Source organism: Geodermatophilus arenarius (assembly GCF_042654585.1).
In the GTDB taxonomy this organism is placed as follows: domain Bacteria; phylum Actinomycetota; class Actinomycetes; order Mycobacteriales; family Geodermatophilaceae; genus Geodermatophilus; species Geodermatophilus arenarius.
The window spans coordinates 82,871-101,941 of record NZ_JBHSGR010000006.1 but is presented as its reverse complement, the minus strand read 5'-3'; the positions used below and the strand labels follow the sequence as shown (position 1 = coordinate 101,941).

The window sequence follows — 19,071 nt, the reverse complement described above, 5'->3', positions numbered from 1 at the left end:
GCTGGACCCGGCGCAGCACCCGGGCTGGCCCGCCCGCCTCGTCCACGGCCCGGTCGAGCTCCACCCGCTCCGCCGCGGCGACGCCGCCGAGTGGAGCCGGCTGCGGCTGGCCAACGAGTCCTGGCTGCGGCCCTGGGAGCCCTCGGCGGGGGTGGCCTGGTCGGTGCGGCACACCCCGGCGGCCTACCGCGCGATGCGCCGCTCGGTCGCCCACCGCGCCCGGGCCGGGGCGGCGATGCCGTTCGCCGTCCGGGTGGACGGGCGGCTGGCCGGGCAGGTCACGGTGGACAACGTCGTGCGCGGCGCGCTGCGGTCGGGGTCGCTGGGCTACTGGATCGACCGGGAGGTGGCCGGGCGGGGCATGGCCTCGCTCGCCGTGGCGCTGGTCTGCGACCACGCGTTCGGCCCCGGCGGGCTGCACCGGCTGCAGGCCGACATCCGCCCGGAGAACGGGCCGAGCCAGCGGCTGGTCGAGCGGCTGGGGTTCCGCCGGGAGGGGCTGCTGCGCCGGTACCTCGACATCGACGGCGACTGGCGCGACCACCTCGCGTACGCGCTGCTGGTCGAGGACGTGCCGCAGGGCGTGCTCGGGCTCTGGGCCTCTCGCTCACCTCGCTGACGCGTCGACATTCCATTCACGCTTCGTGAGCAGTCGACTACGAATCGACGCGCCGCTTGGCGAATCCCTTCCGTCACACGACCACTCGCGCGACACGCCCAGGAACCTCCCTCTAGCTGGGGATTCGCGTGCATAACCTGCCGCGGCAAGTGACTCGTGTGACGGGTGGTGTTCTCGATGGGGTCAGGCGTGCTTCTCGCCGCGCTGGTCGTGCTGTGGTTCGTCGTGCTGGTGCCGATGGTGGTGACCCGCGGCGACTCCTCGGCGACGCGCGCGGAGGTCACCCGGGGCCGGACGCTGCAGCGCCGGCGCGTGGGTGACCCGGTCCGCTCGGCGGAGACCGAGCGGGTCGCGGTGGACCGCGACCTGCTGCGGCAGACCGGCGAGCTGCGGATCGACGTGCACGCCGTGCGGCGGCGCACGCTGGCCGGGCTGCTGGCGCTGACGCTGCTGGCGCTGGTCGGCGCGCTGACCCTCACCCCGTGGCTGTGGGTGGCCCAGGGGGTGCTCGACGTCGCGCTGGTCGGCTACCTCGTGGTGCTGCGCGCCACCGTGCGCCGGGAGCGGGCCGCCGCCCGCCGGGCCGCGCGCACCGCCGCCCGCTCGGCCGCGCGGCCGGCCCCCCGGCCCGCGCCGAAGCCGGCGCCCCGGGTGGTCGAGCCGCTGGTCGCCGAGCCGGTGCTGGCCGACGAGCCGCTGCACCCGACGGTCGGCCTGCCGCACCCGAGCCTGCCGCTCGCGCCGGTGCACCCGCTGCGCCCGGCCCGCGTGGTGGCCGCCCGCCCGGTGCCGGCCGGCTGGCAGGACAGCGCCGTCGTCGGCCTGGACGACGACGACATCGGCTTCGCCGACATCGACCTGTACCAGCCGCGCGTGGTCAACGGCTGAGGCGCCGACCCCCCGGGTGCCACCCCGCTGGTGGCGCCCGGGGTCGCGGGCGGTAGTCTTGGGCCCGCAGTCAGGGGCTGTAGCGCAGTCCGGTAGCGCACCTCGTTCGCATCGAGGGGGTCAGGGGTTCAAATCCCCTCAGCTCCACCCAGACCGCACCACCGCCGACGCCGTCGGGGCACCCGCCCCGGCGGCGTCCGCCGTTCCGGGACCCGGACGACGGTCAGGCGGGCGTCGGCGCCATCTCCCACGGCGCCTCGGGCAGCACCTCGCCGGTCTCCAGCAGCGACTTGAGGTTGGCGCACACGGCCGGCCAGCCCTGGGAGACCTGGCCCAGCTCGGTCTCCCCGGCGAGGTTCTCGTGCGTCACCGTCAGCCGGACGATGCCGCCGTGCTCCTCGACGAGGAACGTCACGACCGAGTCCCCGCCCGGCGGCTCCACCCCGTCGGCCTCCCCGAAGGTCATCACCAGGCGCCGCGGGGGATCGGTCTCGAGCACCCGGCCGCCGGCGTCGGCGATCCCCGATCCGTCGGTGCGCCGGTGCTCCCAGCGCGAGCCGGGCTGCCAGTCCGAGACGTTCGCGTGGCCCCAGAAGCGGGCCGTGAGGTCGGCGTCGGTCAGGGCGCGCCAGACCTGCGCGGCCGAGGCGCGGACGTACGTGACGTAGACGTAGGTGGGGACCCGCTCGCTCATGGCGTGCTCCTCTGCTGCGGTGCGGATGGCGGACAGCGCCTGCAGGCGCGGCCGGTCGAAAGCCGCGATCCACCGCCGCTCGATCTCGGCGATCGGGACCGGGTTGAGGAAGTGCAGCCGCTCCCGGCCGCGGCGGACGGCGGTGACCAGCCCCGCGGAGACGAGGACGTCGAGGTGCTGCGTGGCCGACTGGCGCGCCATGCCGGTGCCCGCGCACAGCTCGCCGAGCGTCTGCCCGTCACGCTCCCGCAGGCGGTCCAGCAGGAGTCGCCGGGTGCGGTCGGCCAGCGCCTTGAAGACGGCGTCCTCGCCTCCGGGCTGCACGCCGCCGATCGTGCAGGCATCTACCTGCACGTGTCAACGCGCACGGACGCCGGGGCGCTCAGGCGCGGGCCCGCTCCGCGGTGACCTCGCGTTCGACCGCGGCCGGGGCGCCGCCGAACTCGTCGGCCAGCTCGCCGGCGACGTCGTCGACCGGGCCGTGCGCGTCCCCGACCGGGCCGGCGTCGGCGGCGGCCAGCATCCGGTGGCCGGTGGCCAGGACGCCGACGCCGAGGGCCACGGCACCCGCGCCGACGAGGAACGGCACGTGGATGTCCCAGGCGTCGACCATCTCGCCGGCGACGAAGGGGGCGAGCCCGCCGCCGATGAACCGCACGAAGCCGTAGGCGGCCGAGGCGACCGGCCGCTCCACGGGCGCCACGAGCATGACCGCCTGGGTGGTCAGTGTGTTGTTGATGCCGACGACCGCGCCCGAGGCGATCACGCAGGTGATCAGCGCCCAGCGGACGTCGGTGGACAGGCCGATGAGCAGGAGCAGGACGGCGAAGGAGCCCAGCGCGCCGTAGAGCGAGGGGGCGGTCCCGAAGCGGGCCTGCAGCCTGGGGGCGGCCACCACGGAGAACAGCGCGACGAGCGAGCCCCAGGCGAAGAACACCCTGCCCAGGTCGATGGCGCCGAGCTCCATCGGGTAGGGCGCGTAGCCCAGCATCGTGAAGAAGCCCCAGTTGTAGAGCACCGCGGTGAGGCTCATGGTCAGCAGGCTGCGGTGCCGCAGCGCCCTGAGCGGCGCGGACAGCGGGGTCCGCCGCGCGGGCCCCGGCGTCTCGTCGAGCAGCACGACGGTGGCCAGCAGGGCGACCGCCATGAGGACGGCGACGCCGAAGAACGGACCGCGCCAGCTCACGTTCCCGAGCAGCCCGCCGACGAGCGGGCCGGCCGCGATGCCGAGGCCGAGCGCCGCCTCGTAGAGCACGATCGCGCCGGCGAAGCCGCCGGTGGCCGAGGCGACGATGACCGCCAGCGAGGTGGCGATGAACAGGGCGTTGCCCAGGCCCCAGCCGGCGCGGAAGCCGACGATCCCGTCGATGGAGTCCGACAGCCCGGCCAGGGCCGCGAAGACCACGATGATCGCGAGGCCGGTGATCAGCGTCCTCTTGGCGCCGATCCGGCTGGACACCCAGCCGGTGCCGAGCATGGCCACCGCGGTCACCACCAGGTAGCTGGTGAACAGCAGGCTGACCTGGCTCGGCGTCGCGTCGAGCTGCTCGGACAGCGCCGGCAGGATCGGGTCGACCAGGCCGATGCCCATGAAGCTCACGACGCAGGCGGAGGCGACGGCGTAGACCGCCTTCGGCTGCCTCCAGGTGCTGGATCCGGCGGCGGAGCTCACCGGGTCACCTCCGGGGTGGGTTCGTGCCGGCGCAGTGCTCCGGCGAGACGGTCGAGGGCCGGCAGCGCGTCGGCGACGCGGCGGACCTCGTCGGGGGAGAGGGCGGCCAGGGCGGCGTCCACGCGACGGGCCCGCCGGGCACGGCGCTGCGCCAGGCGGTGGGCACCCTCGGCGGTGAGGCCGAGCAGGACGACCCGTGCGTCGGCGGGGTCACCGCCGCGGCGCACCAGGCCCTGCGCGGCCGGGCGCGCGGCGAGGGCGCTCATCGAGGGCTGGGTGACGCCCTCGGCGGCGGCGGGCTCGGTGACCCGGGTGGGGCCCCGGCGCTCGAGGCGCGACAGCGCCGCCGCGGCGGTGCGGGACAGGCCGTCGTCGGGGTCGGTGAGGACGCCGAGCCGCAGGACGACGTCGGCGAGCCGGTCGTCGAGGGTCGGGGCGCTCACGCGTTCAGTTGTACGCCCCAACTATCTGTCGCGGTGCGGGCACCTCAGAACCACGACGGGAACCACATCCGCAGCAGCCAGTCGGCGTGCGACAGCGGGCGCCCGGTGAGCACCGGGTAGAAGAAGACGAAGGTGCCGGCCACCACGGCGACGTAGCCGCTGACCGCGGCCAGACCGGCGCTGCGCCGCCACTCCGGGGCGCCCGGGCGGCCGAGGACGTCCTGCAGCACCAGGGTCACGGCCAGCACGAAGAACGGCAGCACCGGCGCCATGTAGAAGACGAACATCGTGCGCTCGGGGTTGAGGAACCAGGTGCCCCAGCCGGCGGCGACCGTGACGGCGACCAGCAGCGCGGCCGGGTCGCGGCGGGCGACGACCCGCCAGAGCGTCCAGGCCAGCGCTGGCGCGAACGCCAGCCACAGCGTCGGCGTCCCGACCATGAGGATGTAGCGGACCACCTGGTCGCCCGCGGCGTCGGTGAGGCCCTGCGGGTTCCACAGCAGGATCGGCCGGCCGTTCACCAGCCAGGTCCAGGGGCCCGACTCCCACGGGTGCGGCGTGGACAGGCCGTTGTGGAAGGTCCACCACTCGGCGTGCATGTGCCACCAGGAGCGCAGCACGTCGGGGATCCACGGGAACGCAGTCTCCGGGTTGCGCTGCGCCCACCAGCGCCCCTGCGCCGTCTCGCCGAGGAACCACCCGGCGAAGCTCGCGACGTAGGTGAGCACCGGGACGGCGGCCAGCGCCCAGGTCGCGCCGGGCAGGCCGCGGCGCAGCGCCGTCGCCGTCGGCCTCGGGACCCCGGCCTCCCGCCACGCCTGCCGGTCCCACCACAGCGACAGCACGGCGCAGAACGCCAGGAACCAGATGCCGCTCCACTTCACCGAGCAGGCGCAGCCGAAGAGGAACCCGGCCGCGATCCGCCAGCCTCGCGGACCGAGGCGGAACCCGGTGGCCGGGACCGGCCGCGAACCGGCGACCCGGGCGCGCACCCGCTCGCGGTCGACCACCAGGCAGGCGACCGCGGCCAGCACGAGCACCTGCAGGAAGACGTCGAGCAGGCCGATGCGGGAGACGGTGAACGCGAAGCCGTCCAGCGCCAGCAGCAGCCCGGCGACCAGGCCGAGCAGCGTGGAGCCGGTCAGCCGCCGGGCCAGCCGGGTGAGCAGGACGACGGCGAGCGCGCCTGCCACCGCCGAGGGGAACCGCCAGCCCAGGCTCGTGTAGCCGAACACCTGCTCGCCGGCGGCGATCAGCCACTTGCCCAGCGGCGGGTGGACGATGAACGTGTAGCCGCGGTTGTACTCGTGGCCCCAGACCAGCAGGTCGTGCGCCTCGGGCGGGTAGTAGGCCTCGTCGAACAGCAGCGTGTCGGGGTAGCTGATGCCGACCAGCCGGCTGACCAGCGTCGCGACGCCGAGCACCGCGGCCAGGACCCACGACAGCAGCCGGTCGCCGGGCAGCGGCGGGACGCGGTCCACCCGCGGCCGGGGTGCCGGCCAGCGGCGCGCGGGACGGGCGGGGACGTCGTCCGGCGGGTCCCCGGCGCCCGTGCGCTCGGGAGCCAGGACCGCCATGCGCCTCAGGGTATGTGGGACGGCGGTGCGCCCCGGCGTGACAGGCTCGTCGTCGTGACCGGACGGCTCGTGCTCGGTGGTGCGCCCCTCGGCCAGCCCGGCGACGTCGGCCCGCGGCTGCGGCGGGTCATGGCCGAGGCCGACGTGCTCGCCGTCGAGGACACCCGCCGGCTGCACCGGCTGGCCACCGACCTCGAGGTCACGCTCACCGGCCGGGTGGTCACCTTCCACGAGTCGGTGGAGCGCCAGCGGCTGCCCGGGCTCATGGCGGCGCTCGCCGACGGCGCGACCGTCCTGCTGCTCACCGACGCCGGCATGCCCTCGGTCTCCGACCCCGGGTACACGCTGGTGCGGGCCGCGATCGACGCCGGCGTGGAGGTCACCTCGGTGCCCGGGCCGTCCGCGGTGACGACGGCGCTGGCCGTGTCGGGGTTGCCGGTCGACCGGTTCTGCTTCGAGGGGTTCCTGCCGCGGAAGGCGGGGGAGCGGCGGTCGCGCCTGGCCTCGCTGGCCGACGAGCGCCGCACGATGGTCTTCTTCGAGTCTCCGCACCGGCTGGCCGAGGCGCTGACCGACTGCGCGGCCGCGTTCGGCGACTCCCGGCCGGCCGCGGTGTGCCGGGAGCTGACCAAGACGCACGAGGAGGTCCGGCGCGGGCCGCTGTCCGCGCTGGCGGAGTGGGCCGCCGACGGCGTGCGCGGGGAGATCACCCTCGTCGTCGCGGGAGCCACGCCGGAGCCGGTGTCGCTGTCGCCCGCCGAGCTGGCCGCGCTGGTGGCGGGGGAGGAGGCCGCGGGCGCCACCCGCAAGGACGCCATCCGCGCCGTCGTCACCCGCACCGGCCTGCCCCGCCGCACCGTCTACGACGCCGTCGTCGCCGCCAAGCCCTGACGGGCTGACCCGCGCCGTGTGCACACACCGCGGGTCCTGAGGCGCCCAGGCACCTCGCCTGGCCGGCACCGCGGGTCGCGGTCGAGTACGACGGCGCGTGGCACGCCGAGCCCGGCCGGTTCGCCCGCGACCGGCGGCGGCTCAACGCCCTGCAGGCAGCGGGGTGGACCGTCGTCTTCGTGACCGCGGCCGACCTGCGGGATCCCGTCCGGCTGCTCGCGACGATCCGGGCGGCGCTGCGGCGATGAGCAGGACGTGCACACGACGCGCTCCCGGCGCGGTCGTTCCCGCGCCGTGTGCACCCGGCGCGACCAGGAGCGCTAGAGCCAGCCGTTGCGCTTGAAGCCGCGGTAGAGCAGGGAGCAGGTCACGAGGATGACCAGCCAGACCATCGCGTAGCCCCAGCGCCAGTGCAGCTCCGGCATGTGCTCGAAGTTCATCCCGTAGATCCCGGCGATCGCGGTCGGGACCGCCACGATGGCCGCCCACGCCGAGATCTTCCGCATGTCCTCGTTGTCGGCCATCGACGTCCGCGCGAGCGAGGCCTGCAGGATCGACGACAGCAGCTCGTCGAGCCCGGCCACCTGGTCGCGCACCCGGATCGCGTGGTCGAGGACGTCGCGGAAGTAGGACCGCATCGGCTGCGGGACCGACTCGACCTGCCGCTCGGCCAGCTTGTGCAGCGGCACCTCCAGCGGCCCGACCGCCCGCCGCAGCGACATGAGCTCGCGCTTGAGCTGGTACAGCCGGCCGATGTCGTCGGTGCGCTCGGGGCTGAACACCGACGCCTCCAGCTCGTCGACGTCGTCCTGCACCTGCTCGGCGACGTCGACGAAGGTGTCGACGACGTGGTCGGCCACCGCGTACAGCACCGCCGACGGGCCCAGGCACAGCAGGTCGCGCTGCTCCTCCAGCCGCTGCCGCAGCTCGGTCAGGTCGTTGTGGTCGCCGTGCCGCACGGTGATCACGTGGCGCGGGCCGACGAACACCATGACCTCGCCGGTGTCGACCACCTCGCTGGTCGCGGTCAGCTGCTCGTGCTCCACGTAGCGCGCCGTCTTGAGCACCATGAACAGGTCGTCGTCGTAGCGCTCCAGCTTGGGCCGCTGGTGGGCGTAGACGGCGTCCTCGACGGCGAGCGGGTGCAGCCCGTAGCGCTCGGCGATCGCGCCGAGCTCCGCCTCGGTCGGCTCGAACAGCCCGAGCCAGACGAAGCCGCCCCGCTCGACGGCGGCCTCCAGCGCCACCATCGGGTCCACCGGCGGCTCCCGGCGTCCCTGCACGTAGACGGCGCAGTCGACGATCGCGTCGACGCCCGCCGACCGCGTCGTCACCGGCCGCGGCGCCCCGGCCGGCCGCGGCCGCGTGGTCGGCACGAACGGCCCGGGAGGGGCGTCCTCCCGCTGGTCGGTCACCGGTGGGCCTCCTCCCGTCCCGCCGCCGCGACGGGGCGACAGAAGCGTAGGCGTGCGGGCTCGCGGCCCTCGTGCCACGCTGCCCGTGGGGCCGCCGCCGGTACCACCCGAGGAGGACGCCGTGGCCGCAGACTCGCGCCGGGTCAAGTCCGTCGAGGAGTCCATCCGCGACACCGACGAACCCGAACACCGGCTCAAGAAGAACCTCTCCGGCCTGGACCTGGCGGTCTTCGGCGTCGGGGTGATCATCGGCACGGGTATCTTCGTGCTCACCGGTGTGGTCGCGCGCAACCAGGCCGGACCCGCGGTGGCGGTCTCCTTCGTCGTCGCGGGCGTCGTCTGCGGGCTGGCCGCGCTCTGCTACGCCGAGTTCGCCTCCACCGTCCCGGTGGCCGGCTCGGCGTACACCTTCTCCTACGCGACCTTCGGCGAGTTCGTCGCCTGGATCATCGGCTGGGACCTCGTCCTCGAGCTGGCGCTGGGAGCGGCCACGGTCGCCGTGGGCTGGTCGGGGTACCTCAACCAGCTCCTGGACGACGTCGGCCTGGCGCTCCCGACGTCGATCGCGGGGGAGACGGCGTCGTTCAACGTCCCGGCGATCGTGATCGTGCTGGCGATGACCGCCGTCCTGGTGCTCGGCATCAAGCTGTCCTCGCGGGTCACCGCGGTGATCGTGGCCATCAAGCTGGCCGTCGTCCTGCTGGTGATCGTGGTCGGCGCGTTCTACCTCGTCGCCGACAACTACTCGCCGTTCGTGCCGCCCGCCGAGAACGCGGCCGACGGCGGCGAGAGCTGGCTGGACACCCCGCTGATCTCGGTGCTCACCGGCTTCAGCCAGGGCACCTTCGGCTGGGGCGGCGTCCTGGCCGGCGCGGCCATCGTGTTCTTCGCCTTCATCGGCTTCGACATCGTGGCCACCGCCGCCGAGGAGACCCGCAACCCGGCGCGCGACCTGCCCCGCGGCATCATCGGCTCGCTGGCCATCTGCACGCTGCTCTACGTCGCCGTGTCGCTGGTGGTCGTCGGCATGCAGAACTACACGGAGCTCAGCGAGAGCGCGCCGCTCGCCGGGGCGTTCGCCGCGAACGGGCTCACCTTCTTCTCCAGCATCATCTCGCTGGGTGCGCTCGCCGGGCTGACGTCCGTGGTGATGATCCTGATGCTCGGCCAGTCGCGGGTGCTGTTCGCGATGAGCCGCGACGCGCTGCTGCCGCGGTCGATCGGGACCGTGCACCCGCGGTACGGCACGCCCTACAAGATCACCATCGGCACCGGGATCGTCGTCGCCGTCCTGGCCGGACTGGTGCCGCTCTCCGAGCTGGCCGAGCTGGTGAACATCGGGACCCTGTTCGCCTTCTTCCTCGTCTCCATCGGCGTGTGGATCCTGCGGCGCACCCGCCCGGAGCTGCCCCGCTCGTTCCGCGTGCCCCTGGTGCCGCTGCTGCCGATCGTCTCGGCGCTGGCCAGCCTGTGGCTCATGGCCAACCTGCCCACCGAGACCTGGCTGCGGTTCCTCGTGTGGATGGCCGTCGGCGTCGTCATGTACTTCGTCTACGGACGGCAGCGCAGCCGCTTCGCCACCGGCTCGGCACGGGCGGGGACCGGCAAGCGCCTCTGACGCTCACCCCGGGGGGTGAGGAGAGCTCCGCCGTCCCTCCTGCGCCGGCCCGCGCGGGACGACCTGACCGGTGACCGACGTCCCCGGCCAGGAGCAGACCCGTGGCGACCAGCGTCCTCGACGCACCCCTCCCCGCACCCGCACCGTCCGCGCCCCGGCGGTGGCCGGCGGCCGTGCTCGCGCTGGCCGCCGTCTGCGGGCTGGAGGCCGCGGCGCTGCTCGCGGCCGGGCTGACCGGGCTCGACGGGCTGTTCGCCGCCGCGTCGCGGCCGCCGGCGACGGTCGTCGTCGCGGTGCTCGGCGGGCTGGCCGGCTGGATCGTGCTGTGCGCGGGCAGCGGCCTGGCGGCCCTCGAGGGCGGACGGCGTCTCGCGAACGGCCTGGCCTGCGCGGAGATCGTGGGCGTGGCGGCCCTGTTCGCCGTCAGCCTGGTCACCCCGCTGGTCGGCGACCTGCCGACGACGCTGCCGCTGCCGGCCGTCGCGCTGCTCGCGCTGGCGGTGCCGGTCGGCAAGCTGCTGCTCACCTCGGCGCCGGCCACCCTCGCCTGGGCCGCCGCGGTCCCGCCGCGCACCCGCCCGGCCGCCCCGGCGCGCCACCCGCGGCTGCGCGTGGCCACCGTCGCGGTGATCGGCGTCGCCCTCGGCGCCGTCGCGCTGAGCACGCCCGTCGCCGGCGAGCTCCCGCCCGCGAGCACCGTGGCCGGTCACTGACCGGGCGGGTGGCTGCCGCTCACTACGCTCGGTGTCGTGAGTGATCGGCACATCCTGACCGCCGTGGCCTGGCCCTACGCCAACGGCCCGCGGCACATCGGCCACGTCTCCGGCTTCGGCGTCCCCTCCGACGTCTTCAGCCGCTACCACCGCATGGCCGGGGACCGCGTCCTCATGGTCAGCGGCACCGACGAGCACGGCACGCCGATCACCGTCGCCGCCGACGCGGAGGGGGTGAGCCCACGCGAGATCGCCGACCGGAACAACCGGCTGATCGTGGGCGACCTGCAGGCCCTCGGCCTGTCCTACGACCTGTTCACCCGCACCACCACGGTCAACCACGCCCGGGTCAGCCAGGAGATCTTCCTCGGCCTGCTCAAGAACGGGTACGTCTTCCCGCAGACGACGCTCGGCGCGATCAGCCCGTCCACCGGCCGCACGCTGCCCGACCGCTACATCGAGGGCACCTGCCCGATCTGCGGCTACGACGGCGCCCGCGGCGACCAGTGCGACAACTGCGGCAACCAGCTCGACCCCACCGACCTGATCAACCCGGTCAGCCGGATCAACGGCGAGACGCCGCGCTTCGTCGAGAGCGAGCACTACTTCCTTGACCTGCCCGCCTTCACCCGGTCCCTCGGCGACTGGCTCGACAGCCGCCGGGGCTGGCGGCCCAACGTGCTCAACTTCGCCAAGAACCTGCTCGAGGACCTCAAGCCGCGCAGCTACACCCGCGACATCGACTGGGGCGTGCCGATCCCGCTCGACGGCTGGCGGGACCGGCCCGACAAGCGCATCTACGTCTGGTTCGACGCCGTCGTCGGCTACCTGTCGGCGTCCATCGAGTGGGCCCGCCGGTCCGGGGACCCCGACGCCTGGCGCCAGTGGTGGCAGTCGCCCGACGCCGACGCCTACTACTTCATGGGCAAGGACAACATCGTCTTCCACGCCGAGATCTGGCCCGCGCAGCTGCAGGGCTACAACGGCGAGGGCGACAGGGGCGGCAGCCCCGGCTCGCTGGGCCGGCTGGCGCTGCCCACCGAGGTGGTCTCCAGCGAGTTCCTGACCATGGAGGGCCGCAAGTTCTCCTCGTCGCGGCAGGTGGTCATCTACGTCCGCGACTTCCTCGCCCGCTACGACGCCGACGCGCTGCGCTACTTCGTCGCCGTCGCCGGCCCCGAGACGCAGGACACCGACTTCACCTGGGCGGAGTTCCTCCGGCGGAACAACGACGAGCTGGTCGCCGGATGGGGCAACCTGGTCAACCGGACGGTGTCGATGGCGGCGAAGAACGTCGGCGCCGTCCCGACGCCGGGGGAGCTGACCGACGCCGACCGCGCCCTGCTGGCCTCGACGTCGTCGGCGTTCGGGCCGATCGGCGACCTGCTGGCCCGCAACCGGCAGAAGGCGGCGGCCACCGAGGCGATGCGGGTGGTCGGCGAGGCGAACAAGTACCTGTCCGACCAGGCGCCGTGGAAGCTCAAGGAGGACCCGGCCCGCCGGGACACCGTGCTGCACACCGCGCTGCAGGCGGTCAGCGACTGCAACGCGCTGCTCACGCCGTTCCTCCCGCACTCGGCGCAGAAGGTGCACGAGCTGCTCGGCGGCACCGGCGTGTGGTCGCCGGCGCCGCGCGTCGAGGAGGTCACCGACCTCGACGACGGCTCGCCGTACCCGGTCATCACCGGCGACTACGGCGACGCGCAGGCGGTGTGGGCCTCCCGCCCGCTGCCGTCGGGCACGCCGCTGTCCCCGCCCACCCCGGTGTTCCGCAAGCTCGACGAGTCGATCGTGGCCGAGGAGCTGGCGCGGCTGGAGGACGGGACGAAGTGAGTCGCTCGGCCGCGTCCCGCGCCAACCGGCGGGGCGAGCCGCCGCCGTCCCCGGAGCCGCTGCCGGCCCCGGCGGTCGACAGCCACACCCACCTCGACATCGTCCTGAACGGCTTCCGCACCGACGAGCCCGCGGACGACGACGCGGTGGACGCCGAGATCGCCGCCGCGGCCGCCGTGGGGGTCCCGCGGCTGGTGCAGGTCGGCGTCGACGTGCCGTCCTCGCGGTGGTCGGCGGAGCTGGCGGCCCGGCACCCGGGTGTGCTGGCCGCCGTCGCCGTCCACCCCAACGAGGCCGGGGAGGGCGCCGCCGACGACGACGCGCTGGCCGAGATCGACCGCCTGGCGGCGCTGCCACGGGTGCGGGCGGTGGGGGAGACCGGGCTGGACCGCTTCCGCACCGGCCCCGAGGGCTGGGCGGCGCAGGAGGCCTCCTTCCGGGCGCACGTCCGGATCGCCAAGGAGCACGGGGTCGCGCTGGTCGTCCACGACCGCGACGCGCACGAGGAGGTGCTGCGGGTCGTCGACGACGAGGGCGCGCCGGAGCACGTGGTCATGCACTGCTTCTCCGGCGACGCCGCGTTCGCGACGGCGTGCGTCGAGCGCGGCTTCGTGCTGTCCTTCGCCGGGACGCTCACCTTCGGCAACGCCGGCTACCTCCGCGAGGCCGCCGCCCTCACGCCGCTGGACCAGCTGCTCGTCGAGACCGACTCGCCCTTCCTCACGCCGGTGCCGCACCGTGGCCGGCCCAACGCCTCGCGCCTGGTGCCGCACACCGTCCGGGCGCTGGCCGAGGTCACCGGCGTGGAGGTCGCGCAGCTCTGCGACGCCCTGACCCGGAACGCCGAGCGGGTCTTCGGGACCTGGGAGACCGGCCGGGGCGACTGACCCCGTCGGCGTTGCACACTGGTCTGCGTGGGTCGCCTCATCGCCGTCGTGCTGTTCATCGCCGTCCTGGTGCCCGGCGTGCTGCTCGCCCGCGCGTGGGCCCTGGCCGCCGGCCGCCGCGCCGTCGCGTCGGCGGCGATCGACTTCGCCACGCCCACCCCCGGGGGTGTGGCGACGCTGCAGCGGCAGGCCCAGCACGGCCGCCGCGTCCGCCGGCTGGGGTTGCTGCTCGGCGTCGTGGGGATCGTCGCCAGCGTCGTGATGTTCGCCGAGGCGTCGGTGTTCCTCTGGCTGCCCGCTCTCGTCGTCGGCCTGCTCACCGGCGTGCTGCTCGCGGAGGCGACCCGCCCGCGGCCGCGCTGGCGGCTGTCCGACCCCGCCCGCCGGCCGCGGCGCGGCGAGCAGGTCTCGCCGTGGCTGCTGTGGACCACGCGCGCCGTCGTGCTCGCGGAGGTCCTCGTGACCGTCCTGATGTGGCAGCGCGGCGAGCTCGCCGACACCGTCGCCTGGGTCGCGTTCCTGGTCCCGCTCGTGGCGTGGCTGCTGGCCGAGACGGCGCTGCTGCGGGTCCTCGTCCGCCCGCTGCCGGCCGAGGGCGCCGACGTGCCGGTCGACGAGGCGCTGCGCACCTGGACCGCGCACCTGGTCAGCGCGGCGACGAGCGTGCTCGCGCTGCTGCCCCTCGGCACCCTGCTGCTGGTCGCCGGCATCGACCTGGGCGACCGGGTGACCGAGAACGTCGACCTGCTGCCGGTCGCGCTGGTCGCCGGTGGGTTCGCGAGCCTGGCCGCGGGCCTCGCCGTCGCCGGCTTCCTGCTCACCTGGCTGCGCCCGGTGCGGGCGAACGAGCGGGCGCTCGCCGGCTGAAGCCTGCTGCGCTGCCCGGCCGGGGTACCGGTCACACCGTGACGTCAGTCACCGGCTGACCTCACCCACCGCATCCGTCACCGCTGTCACGCGCGGCGCGTCCCTCACGGTTCGTGTCGGCGCGGCTGCATGTCGACGTGTCGTCCCTCTGGTTCACTTCCTGCGCACCGTTGCTAGACGTGGCGCACTCGTTATCGTGTCGTGACTGACAGCCGGGGTGGGATCGCCGGACGGCGTCCGACGGTCCCGGGAGCCCCCGTGCTGTCGGCTGCCGCTCGGGTGTGCGACCCCCTGCCCGGTCCCTCGACCCCGTGGAAGTGTCGTGCCCCGAACGCTGAAGCTCGCCCTGTTCGCCCTGGTCCTGCTCGGGCTGGTCGGCGGCTCCGTGGCCTGGTCCGCCGCGCAGAAGTCGCTCACGCTCACCGTCGACGGGCAGGCCCGCGAGGTCAGCACCCACGCCGACACCGTCGGGGAGGTCCTCGAGGAGGAGGGCCTGCGGACGCAGTCGCACGACGTCGTCCTCCCGCGCCCCGCGGCCGCGGTGGCCGACGGCGACACGGTCGTGGTCAACCGCGCCCGTCCGCTGCAGCTCACCGTCGACGGCGTCACCCGCGAGGTCTACGTGACCGCGCTGTCGGTGGACGAGGCGCTCGACCAGCTCGGCTACCGCGCCGAGGACATGGTGCTGTCGGCCAGCCGCAGCGAGCGGCTCCCGCTCGACGGCATGGCGCTGTCGATCACCACCCCGAAGGCCGTCACGCTCGTCGTCGACGGCGCCACCCGCGTGGTGACCACCACCGCCGCCACCGCCGGCGACCTGCTCGCCGAGCAGGGCGTGACCCTCGGCGAGCACGACCGGACCAGCCTGTTCGCGACCCAGCCGCTGCTCAACGCCATGCGGCTGCAGGTCTACCGTGTGCAGGTGACCGAGCAGGTGGTCACCGCCCCGATCCCGCACCAGACGGTGCGCACCGACGACCCGGAGGCCTTCGAGGGCGACGAGACCGTCACCCGGCCCGGCGTCGACGGGGAGCAGGCCACCACCTTCCGCGTGACCGTCACCGACGGCGTCGAGACCGCCCGCGAGCAGCTGAACACCACGGTCACCCGCCCGGCGGTCGACGAGCAGGTCAGCATCGGCACGAAGGAGCGCCCGGCCCCGGAGCCCTCCACCAGCGGCCTGGACTGGGACGCGCTGGCGCGGTGCGAGGCCGGCGGCAACTGGTCCATCAACACCGGCAACGGCTACTACGGCGGCCTGCAGTTCAACCAGAGCACCTGGCTGTCCAACGGCGGCGGCCAGTACGCCCAGTACCCGCACCAGGCCACCCGGGAGCAGCAGATCGACATCGGGGAGCGGCTCTACGCCGCCCGCGGCGCCTCGCCGTGGCCGCACTGCGGTCGCCACCTCTGACCCCTGGAGAACACCCCGCTGAGCACTCCTCACGAGCAGGCCGACGGGTTGCTGGGCCCGGCCGCGATCCGCGAGCTGGCCCAGCAGCTCGACCTGCGCCCCACCAAGACGCTGGGGCAGAACTTCCTGCACGACGCGAACACCATCCGCCGGATCGTGCGCACCGCCGAGCTGCGGCCCGACGACGTCGTCCTCGAGGTCGGGCCGGGCCTGGGCTCGCTGACCCTCGGGCTGCTGCCGGCCGCCGCCGCGGTCACCGCCGTCGAGATCGACCCGCGGCTGGCCGCCCTCCTGCCGGCCACGGTGGCCGCCCGCCGGCCCGACCTCGCCGGCCGGCTGACCGTCGTCGAGGCCGACGCGCTGCGGGTGACCGAGCTGCCCGGGCCGCCTCCCACGGCGCTGGTGGCCAACCTCCCGTACAACGTGGCCGTGCCCGTCCTGCTGCACCTGCTCGAGCTGCTGCCCTCCCTGCGCCGGGCGCTGGTGCTCGTCCAGGCGGAGGTCGCCGAGCGGCTGGCGGCCCCGCCGGGCGGCGCCGCCTACGGCGTGCCGTCGGTGAAGGCGGCCTGGTACGGCACCGCCCGGCGGGCCGGCAACGTCGGCCGCCGCGTCTTCTGGCCCGAGCCCAACGTGGACTCCGGGCTCGTCGCGCTGGACCGGCACGACCCGCCGCCCGGCGACCGGGCCGCCACCTTCGCCGTCGTCGACGCCGCGTTCGCGATGCGCCGCAAGGGCCTGCGCGCGGCGCTGGCCCGCTGGGCCGGCAGCCCGGCCGCCGCCGAGGCCCGGCTGCGGGCGGCGGGCATCGACCCCGCGACCCGCGGCGAGCAGCTGTCGGTGGCCGACTTCGCCCGGCTGGCGGCGACCGCTCCGTGAGCTGGTCCTCCCCGGGCGGCCCCGGGCACACCCGCGGCGACGGCTCCGTGGCCGCGCACGCCCCCGCCAAGGTCAACGTGTCGCTGGCGGTCGGCCCGCTGCGCGAGGACGGCTTCCACGACCTGCAGACGGTCTACCTCGCCGTCTCCCTGCTGGACACGGTGACGGTGCGCCCCGGCGAGGGGCTGTCGGTGACGGTGACCGGCGAGGGCGCCGGTGGCCCCGACCCGGTGCCCACCGACCGGCGCAACCTCGTGTGGCGGGCCGCCGAGCTGCTCGCCGAGCACGCCGGGGTCGCCGCCGACGCCGCCATCGCCGTCGACAAGGCCATCCCGGCCGCCGCGGGGCTGGCCGGCGGCAGCGCCGACGCCGCGGCCGCGCTGGTGGCCCTCGACGCGCTGTGGGGGACCCGGGCCACCCGCGGTGACCTCACCGCGCTGGCCGCGCAGCTGGGCAGCGACGTGCCGTTCTCGCTGGCCGGCGGGGTCGCGCTCGGCAGTGGCCGCGGCGAGCGGCTCACCCCCGTCCTGGCCCGGCGGCCGTCGCACTGGGTGCTCGGCATCGCCGAGGGCGGGCTGTCGACGCCGGCCGTCTACGCCGAGCTCGACCGGCTGCGCGCCCAGGGCCGGGTGCCCGACGGCGCCGCGTTCCCCTCGCCCGAGCCGGTGGTGGCCGCCCTGCGCAGCGGCCCCGTGGACGCCCTCGCCGCGGCCCTGACCAACGACCTGCAGGCGCCCGCCGTCTCGCTGCGCCCGGCGCTGCGCCGCGCCCTGCGGGGGGCCGTCGACGCCGGCGCCGCCGCCGCGGTGGTCAGCGGGTCGGGCCCGACCGTGGCCGCGCTGGCCCCCGACGAGGACGCGGCGGTGCGGCTGGCCGCCGTCCTGGCGGGGGAGGGCCTGTTCCGCACCGTCCGCGTGGTGCACGGGCCGGTGCCGGGGGCCCGCCTGGTCGGCTGAGCCTCAGCCGTCCCGGTGCCGCAGCGCCGGGTCGGGGTCCAGGTGCGCGAGCCCGTTGTAGGCGAGGTCCACCAGCCGGGCGGCCACCTCCGCCTTCCCCGGCGAGCGGGTCTCCAGCCACCAGTGGCCCACCTGCGCGACCATCCCGACCAGCGCCTGGCTGTAGAGCTCGGCCAGCCGCGGGTCGTGGCCGCGCGCGCCGAACTGCTCGCCGAGCGGGTGCTCGACCCGGCGGGCCAGCTCGCCGATCAGCGACGAGTACGAACCGGGGGAGTCGCGGGAGAGCACGCGGAACCCGTCGGTGTCCTCCTCGACGTAGTCCAGCAGCGCCAGCGCCGCCCGCTCCAGCAGCGCCCGCGGGCTGCCGCCGGCGGCCAGGGCCGAGGTGAACCGCTCGAGCACCCGCGCCATCTCCCGGTCGACGACGGCGGCGTAGAGCCGCTCCTTGCCGCCGAAGTGCTCGTAGAGGACCGGCTTGCTCACGTCGGCGCGGGCGGCCAGCTCCTCGATCGAGGTGGCCGCGTAGCCGCGCTGCGCGAACACCTCCCGGCCGACCGCCACCAGCTGCTCGCGCCGCTGGGAGCGGTCCATCCGCGCGCGTCGCCGGGGCGCGCCGGCGGTCAGGACGACACGGCGCCGGCGGCCGGGACCCGCCGCTTGGCCGCCAGCCGGACCGGGTCGGGCCACTTGACCGAGTGCGCCCACCCGAGCTTCTCGAAGACCCAGATGACCCGGGCGCTGATGTCGACCTGCCCGCGCAGCACGCCGTGCCGGGCGCAGGTCGGGTCGGCGTGGTGCAGGTTGTGCCAGGACTCGCCCGCGCTCAGGACCGCCAGCGGCCAGAAGTTGGTGGCGCGGTCCCGGGAGGCGAAGGGCCGGCTGCCCACCACGTGGCAGATCGAGTTGATCGACCAGGTCACGTGGTGCAGCAGCGCGACGCGCACCAGCCCGGCCCAGAAGAACGCCGTCCAGGCGCCGGTCCAGCTGCCGGTCACCAGGCCGCCGACCGCCGTCGGCACGGCCAGGCTGAGGAACGCCCAGAGGACGAACAGCCGGCTGGTGATCCGCAGGCCGCGGTCCTTGAGCAGGTCGGGGGCGTAGCGCTCGGCGTTGGTCTGGCGCCGGTCGAACAGCCAGCCGAGGTGGGCGTGCCACATGCCCTTGAGCAGCGCGCGGGTGTCGGTGCCGTACCGCCACGGCGAGTGCGGGTCGCCCTCGCGGTCGGAGAAGGCGTGGTGGCGGCGGTGGTCGGCCACCCACTGCACCACCGGGCCCTGCACGGCCATGCAGCCGACGACCGCCAGCGCGATCCGCAGCGGGCGGCGGGCCTTGAACGAGCCGTGCGTGAAGTACCGGTGGTAGCCGACGGTCACCCCGAGCAGGGTGAGGAAGTAGAAGCCGACGGCCAGGCCGACGTCGAGCCAGGACAGCCCCCAGCCCCATGCCGCCGGCACGACCGCCGCCAGCGCGAGGAACGGCACGACGACGAACGCGTAGAGCGTGACCTGCTCCAGGTGCCCCTTCTCCTTGCCCAGCGCGTTGGGCGGCAGGCCCTTGTCCGGGTCTGCGGGACGGAAGGCCGTCGGCCGGGTGAGGGAAGGGGCGGACACGTGGCCTCCAGGGGTCGTCCGTCGCGGGCCGCGGTTCGACGTCCGGCGGCTCCGGGGCCGTAACCTACGTCACCGTAGGGAGGGCCGCTCCCCGAGGG

General features: G+C 75.1%; 18 protein-coding genes, 1 tRNA gene and 1 pseudogene. 13 read left to right on the top strand and 7 right to left on the bottom strand.

All coding sequences use genetic code 11. The annotated features are described in order from the left end of the window. Nucleotide 1: 1 nt before the first annotated feature. From ACFO3M_RS07465 to ACFO3M_RS07455, 3 genes are all read left to right on the top strand, one after another. Nucleotides 2-619 (top strand): GNAT family N-acetyltransferase, encoded by a 618-nt coding sequence (locus ACFO3M_RS07465; protein WP_387988041.1) that lies wholly within the window; start codon nt 2-4, stop codon nt 617-619. A 189-nt stretch (nt 620-808) separates the two neighbouring features. After that, complete coding sequence (gene sepX, locus ACFO3M_RS07460; RefSeq protein WP_387987941.1) at nt 809-1,507, top strand: divisome protein SepX/GlpR; 699 nt, start codon at nt 809-811, stop codon at nt 1,505-1,507. A gap of 73 nt (nt 1,508-1,580) precedes the next feature. Beyond that, nucleotides 1,581-1,654: transfer RNA gene (locus ACFO3M_RS07455), tRNA-Ala, on the top strand. 76 nt (nt 1,655-1,730) lie between these two features. Here ACFO3M_RS07455 and ACFO3M_RS07450 read toward each other — a convergent pair. From ACFO3M_RS07450 to ACFO3M_RS07435, 4 genes are read right to left on the bottom strand one after another with little or no spacing between them, the layout of a single operon-like run. Then, complete coding sequence (locus ACFO3M_RS07450; protein WP_387987940.1) at nt 1,731-2,525, bottom strand: ArsR/SmtB family transcription factor; 795 nt, start codon at nt 2,523-2,525, stop codon at nt 1,731-1,733. Between the two features lie 58 nt (nt 2,526-2,583). Next, the gene (locus ACFO3M_RS07445; protein ID WP_387987939.1) at nt 2,584-3,873 is read right to left on the bottom strand and encodes an MFS transporter; all 1,290 of its coding nucleotides are present in this window, start codon (nt 3,871-3,873) and stop codon (nt 2,584-2,586) included. Continuing rightward, nucleotides 3,870-4,316 (bottom strand): MarR family winged helix-turn-helix transcriptional regulator, encoded by a 447-nt coding sequence (locus ACFO3M_RS07440; protein WP_387987938.1) that lies wholly within the window; start codon nt 4,314-4,316, stop codon nt 3,870-3,872. Before ACFO3M_RS07440 ends, ACFO3M_RS07445 begins: the two co-directional genes overlap by 4 nt. A gap of 44 nt (nt 4,317-4,360) precedes the next feature. After that, nucleotides 4,361-5,893: a dolichyl-phosphate-mannose--protein mannosyltransferase gene (locus ACFO3M_RS07435; protein WP_387987937.1), complete on the bottom strand. Its 1,533-nt coding sequence runs from the start codon at nt 5,891-5,893 to the stop codon at nt 4,361-4,363. Between the two features lie 54 nt (nt 5,894-5,947). Here ACFO3M_RS07435 and rsmI point away from each other — a divergent pair, with 54 nt between their 5' ends. Together rsmI and ACFO3M_RS07425 are read left to right on the top strand one after the other, a co-directional pair. Next, entirely contained in the window at nt 5,948-6,784 is an 837-nt protein-coding gene (rsmI, locus tag ACFO3M_RS07430) for a 16S rRNA (cytidine(1402)-2'-O)-methyltransferase (protein WP_387987936.1), read from the top strand. A gap of 80 nt (nt 6,785-6,864) precedes the next feature. Next, a pseudogene (locus ACFO3M_RS07425) lies at nt 6,865-7,032 on the top strand (endonuclease domain-containing protein); the annotation flags it as partial. 72 nt (nt 7,033-7,104) lie between these two features. Here ACFO3M_RS07425 and corA read toward each other — a convergent pair. Then, nucleotides 7,105-8,199, bottom strand: coding sequence for a magnesium/cobalt transporter CorA (gene corA, locus ACFO3M_RS07420; protein ID WP_387987935.1), 1,095 nt, complete (start codon nt 8,197-8,199; stop codon nt 7,105-7,107). Nucleotides 8,200-8,320: 121 nt separating this feature from the next. On the opposite strand from corA, the gene ACFO3M_RS07415 reads away from it, so the two are divergent. The 8 genes from ACFO3M_RS07415 (at nt 8,321) to ACFO3M_RS07380 (ending at nt 17,363) form a co-directional block, all read left to right on the top strand. After that, the gene (locus tag ACFO3M_RS07415; RefSeq protein ID WP_387987934.1) at nt 8,321-9,817 is read left to right on the top strand and encodes an amino acid permease; all 1,497 of its coding nucleotides are present in this window, start codon (nt 8,321-8,323) and stop codon (nt 9,815-9,817) included. A 101-nt stretch (nt 9,818-9,918) separates the two neighbouring features. After that, nucleotides 9,919-10,530 (top strand): hypothetical protein, encoded by a 612-nt coding sequence (locus ACFO3M_RS07410; protein ID WP_387987933.1) that lies wholly within the window; start codon nt 9,919-9,921, stop codon nt 10,528-10,530. Between the two features lie 36 nt (nt 10,531-10,566). Further along, a complete protein-coding gene (gene metG, locus ACFO3M_RS07405; RefSeq protein ID WP_387987932.1) occupies nt 10,567-12,363 on the top strand; it encodes a methionine--tRNA ligase in 1,797 nt (598 codons plus the stop codon). Further along, nucleotides 12,360-13,250 carry a TatD family hydrolase gene (locus tag ACFO3M_RS07400; RefSeq protein WP_387987931.1) on the top strand — a complete coding sequence of 297 codons (891 nt, stop codon included), beginning with the start codon at nt 12,360-12,362 and terminating at the stop codon, nt 13,248-13,250. Before metG ends, ACFO3M_RS07400 begins: the two co-directional genes overlap by 4 nt. Nucleotides 13,251-13,277: 27 nt before the next feature. Continuing rightward, nucleotides 13,278-14,117, top strand: a complete 840-nt coding sequence (locus ACFO3M_RS07395; RefSeq protein ID WP_387987930.1) for a hypothetical protein — start codon at nt 13,278-13,280, stop codon at nt 14,115-14,117. Between the two features lie 322 nt (nt 14,118-14,439). Beyond that, nucleotides 14,440-15,531 carry a transglycosylase family protein gene (locus ACFO3M_RS07390; protein ID WP_387987929.1) on the top strand — a complete coding sequence of 364 codons (1,092 nt, stop codon included), beginning with the start codon at nt 14,440-14,442 and terminating at the stop codon, nt 15,529-15,531. A gap of 48 nt (nt 15,532-15,579) precedes the next feature. Next, nucleotides 15,580-16,407, top strand: a complete 828-nt coding sequence (rsmA, locus tag ACFO3M_RS07385; RefSeq protein ID WP_387987928.1) for a 16S rRNA (adenine(1518)-N(6)/adenine(1519)-N(6))-dimethyltransferase RsmA — start codon at nt 15,580-15,582, stop codon at nt 16,405-16,407. Beyond that, complete coding sequence (locus ACFO3M_RS07380) at nt 16,404-17,363, top strand: 4-(cytidine 5'-diphospho)-2-C-methyl-D-erythritol kinase (protein ID WP_387987927.1); 960 nt, start codon at nt 16,404-16,406, stop codon at nt 17,361-17,363. Before rsmA ends, ACFO3M_RS07380 begins: the two co-directional genes overlap by 4 nt. A gap of 3 nt (nt 17,364-17,366) precedes the next feature. On the opposite strand, the gene ACFO3M_RS07375 is transcribed toward ACFO3M_RS07380, so the two are convergent. Next, the gene (locus ACFO3M_RS07375; protein WP_387987926.1) at nt 17,367-17,954 is read right to left on the bottom strand and encodes a TetR family transcriptional regulator; all 588 of its coding nucleotides are present in this window, start codon (nt 17,952-17,954) and stop codon (nt 17,367-17,369) included. Between the two features lie 29 nt (nt 17,955-17,983). Then, nucleotides 17,984-18,973, bottom strand: a complete 990-nt coding sequence (locus tag ACFO3M_RS07370; protein ID WP_387987925.1) for an acyl-CoA desaturase — start codon at nt 18,971-18,973, stop codon at nt 17,984-17,986. Between the last annotated feature and the right edge of the window lie 98 nt (nt 18,974-19,071).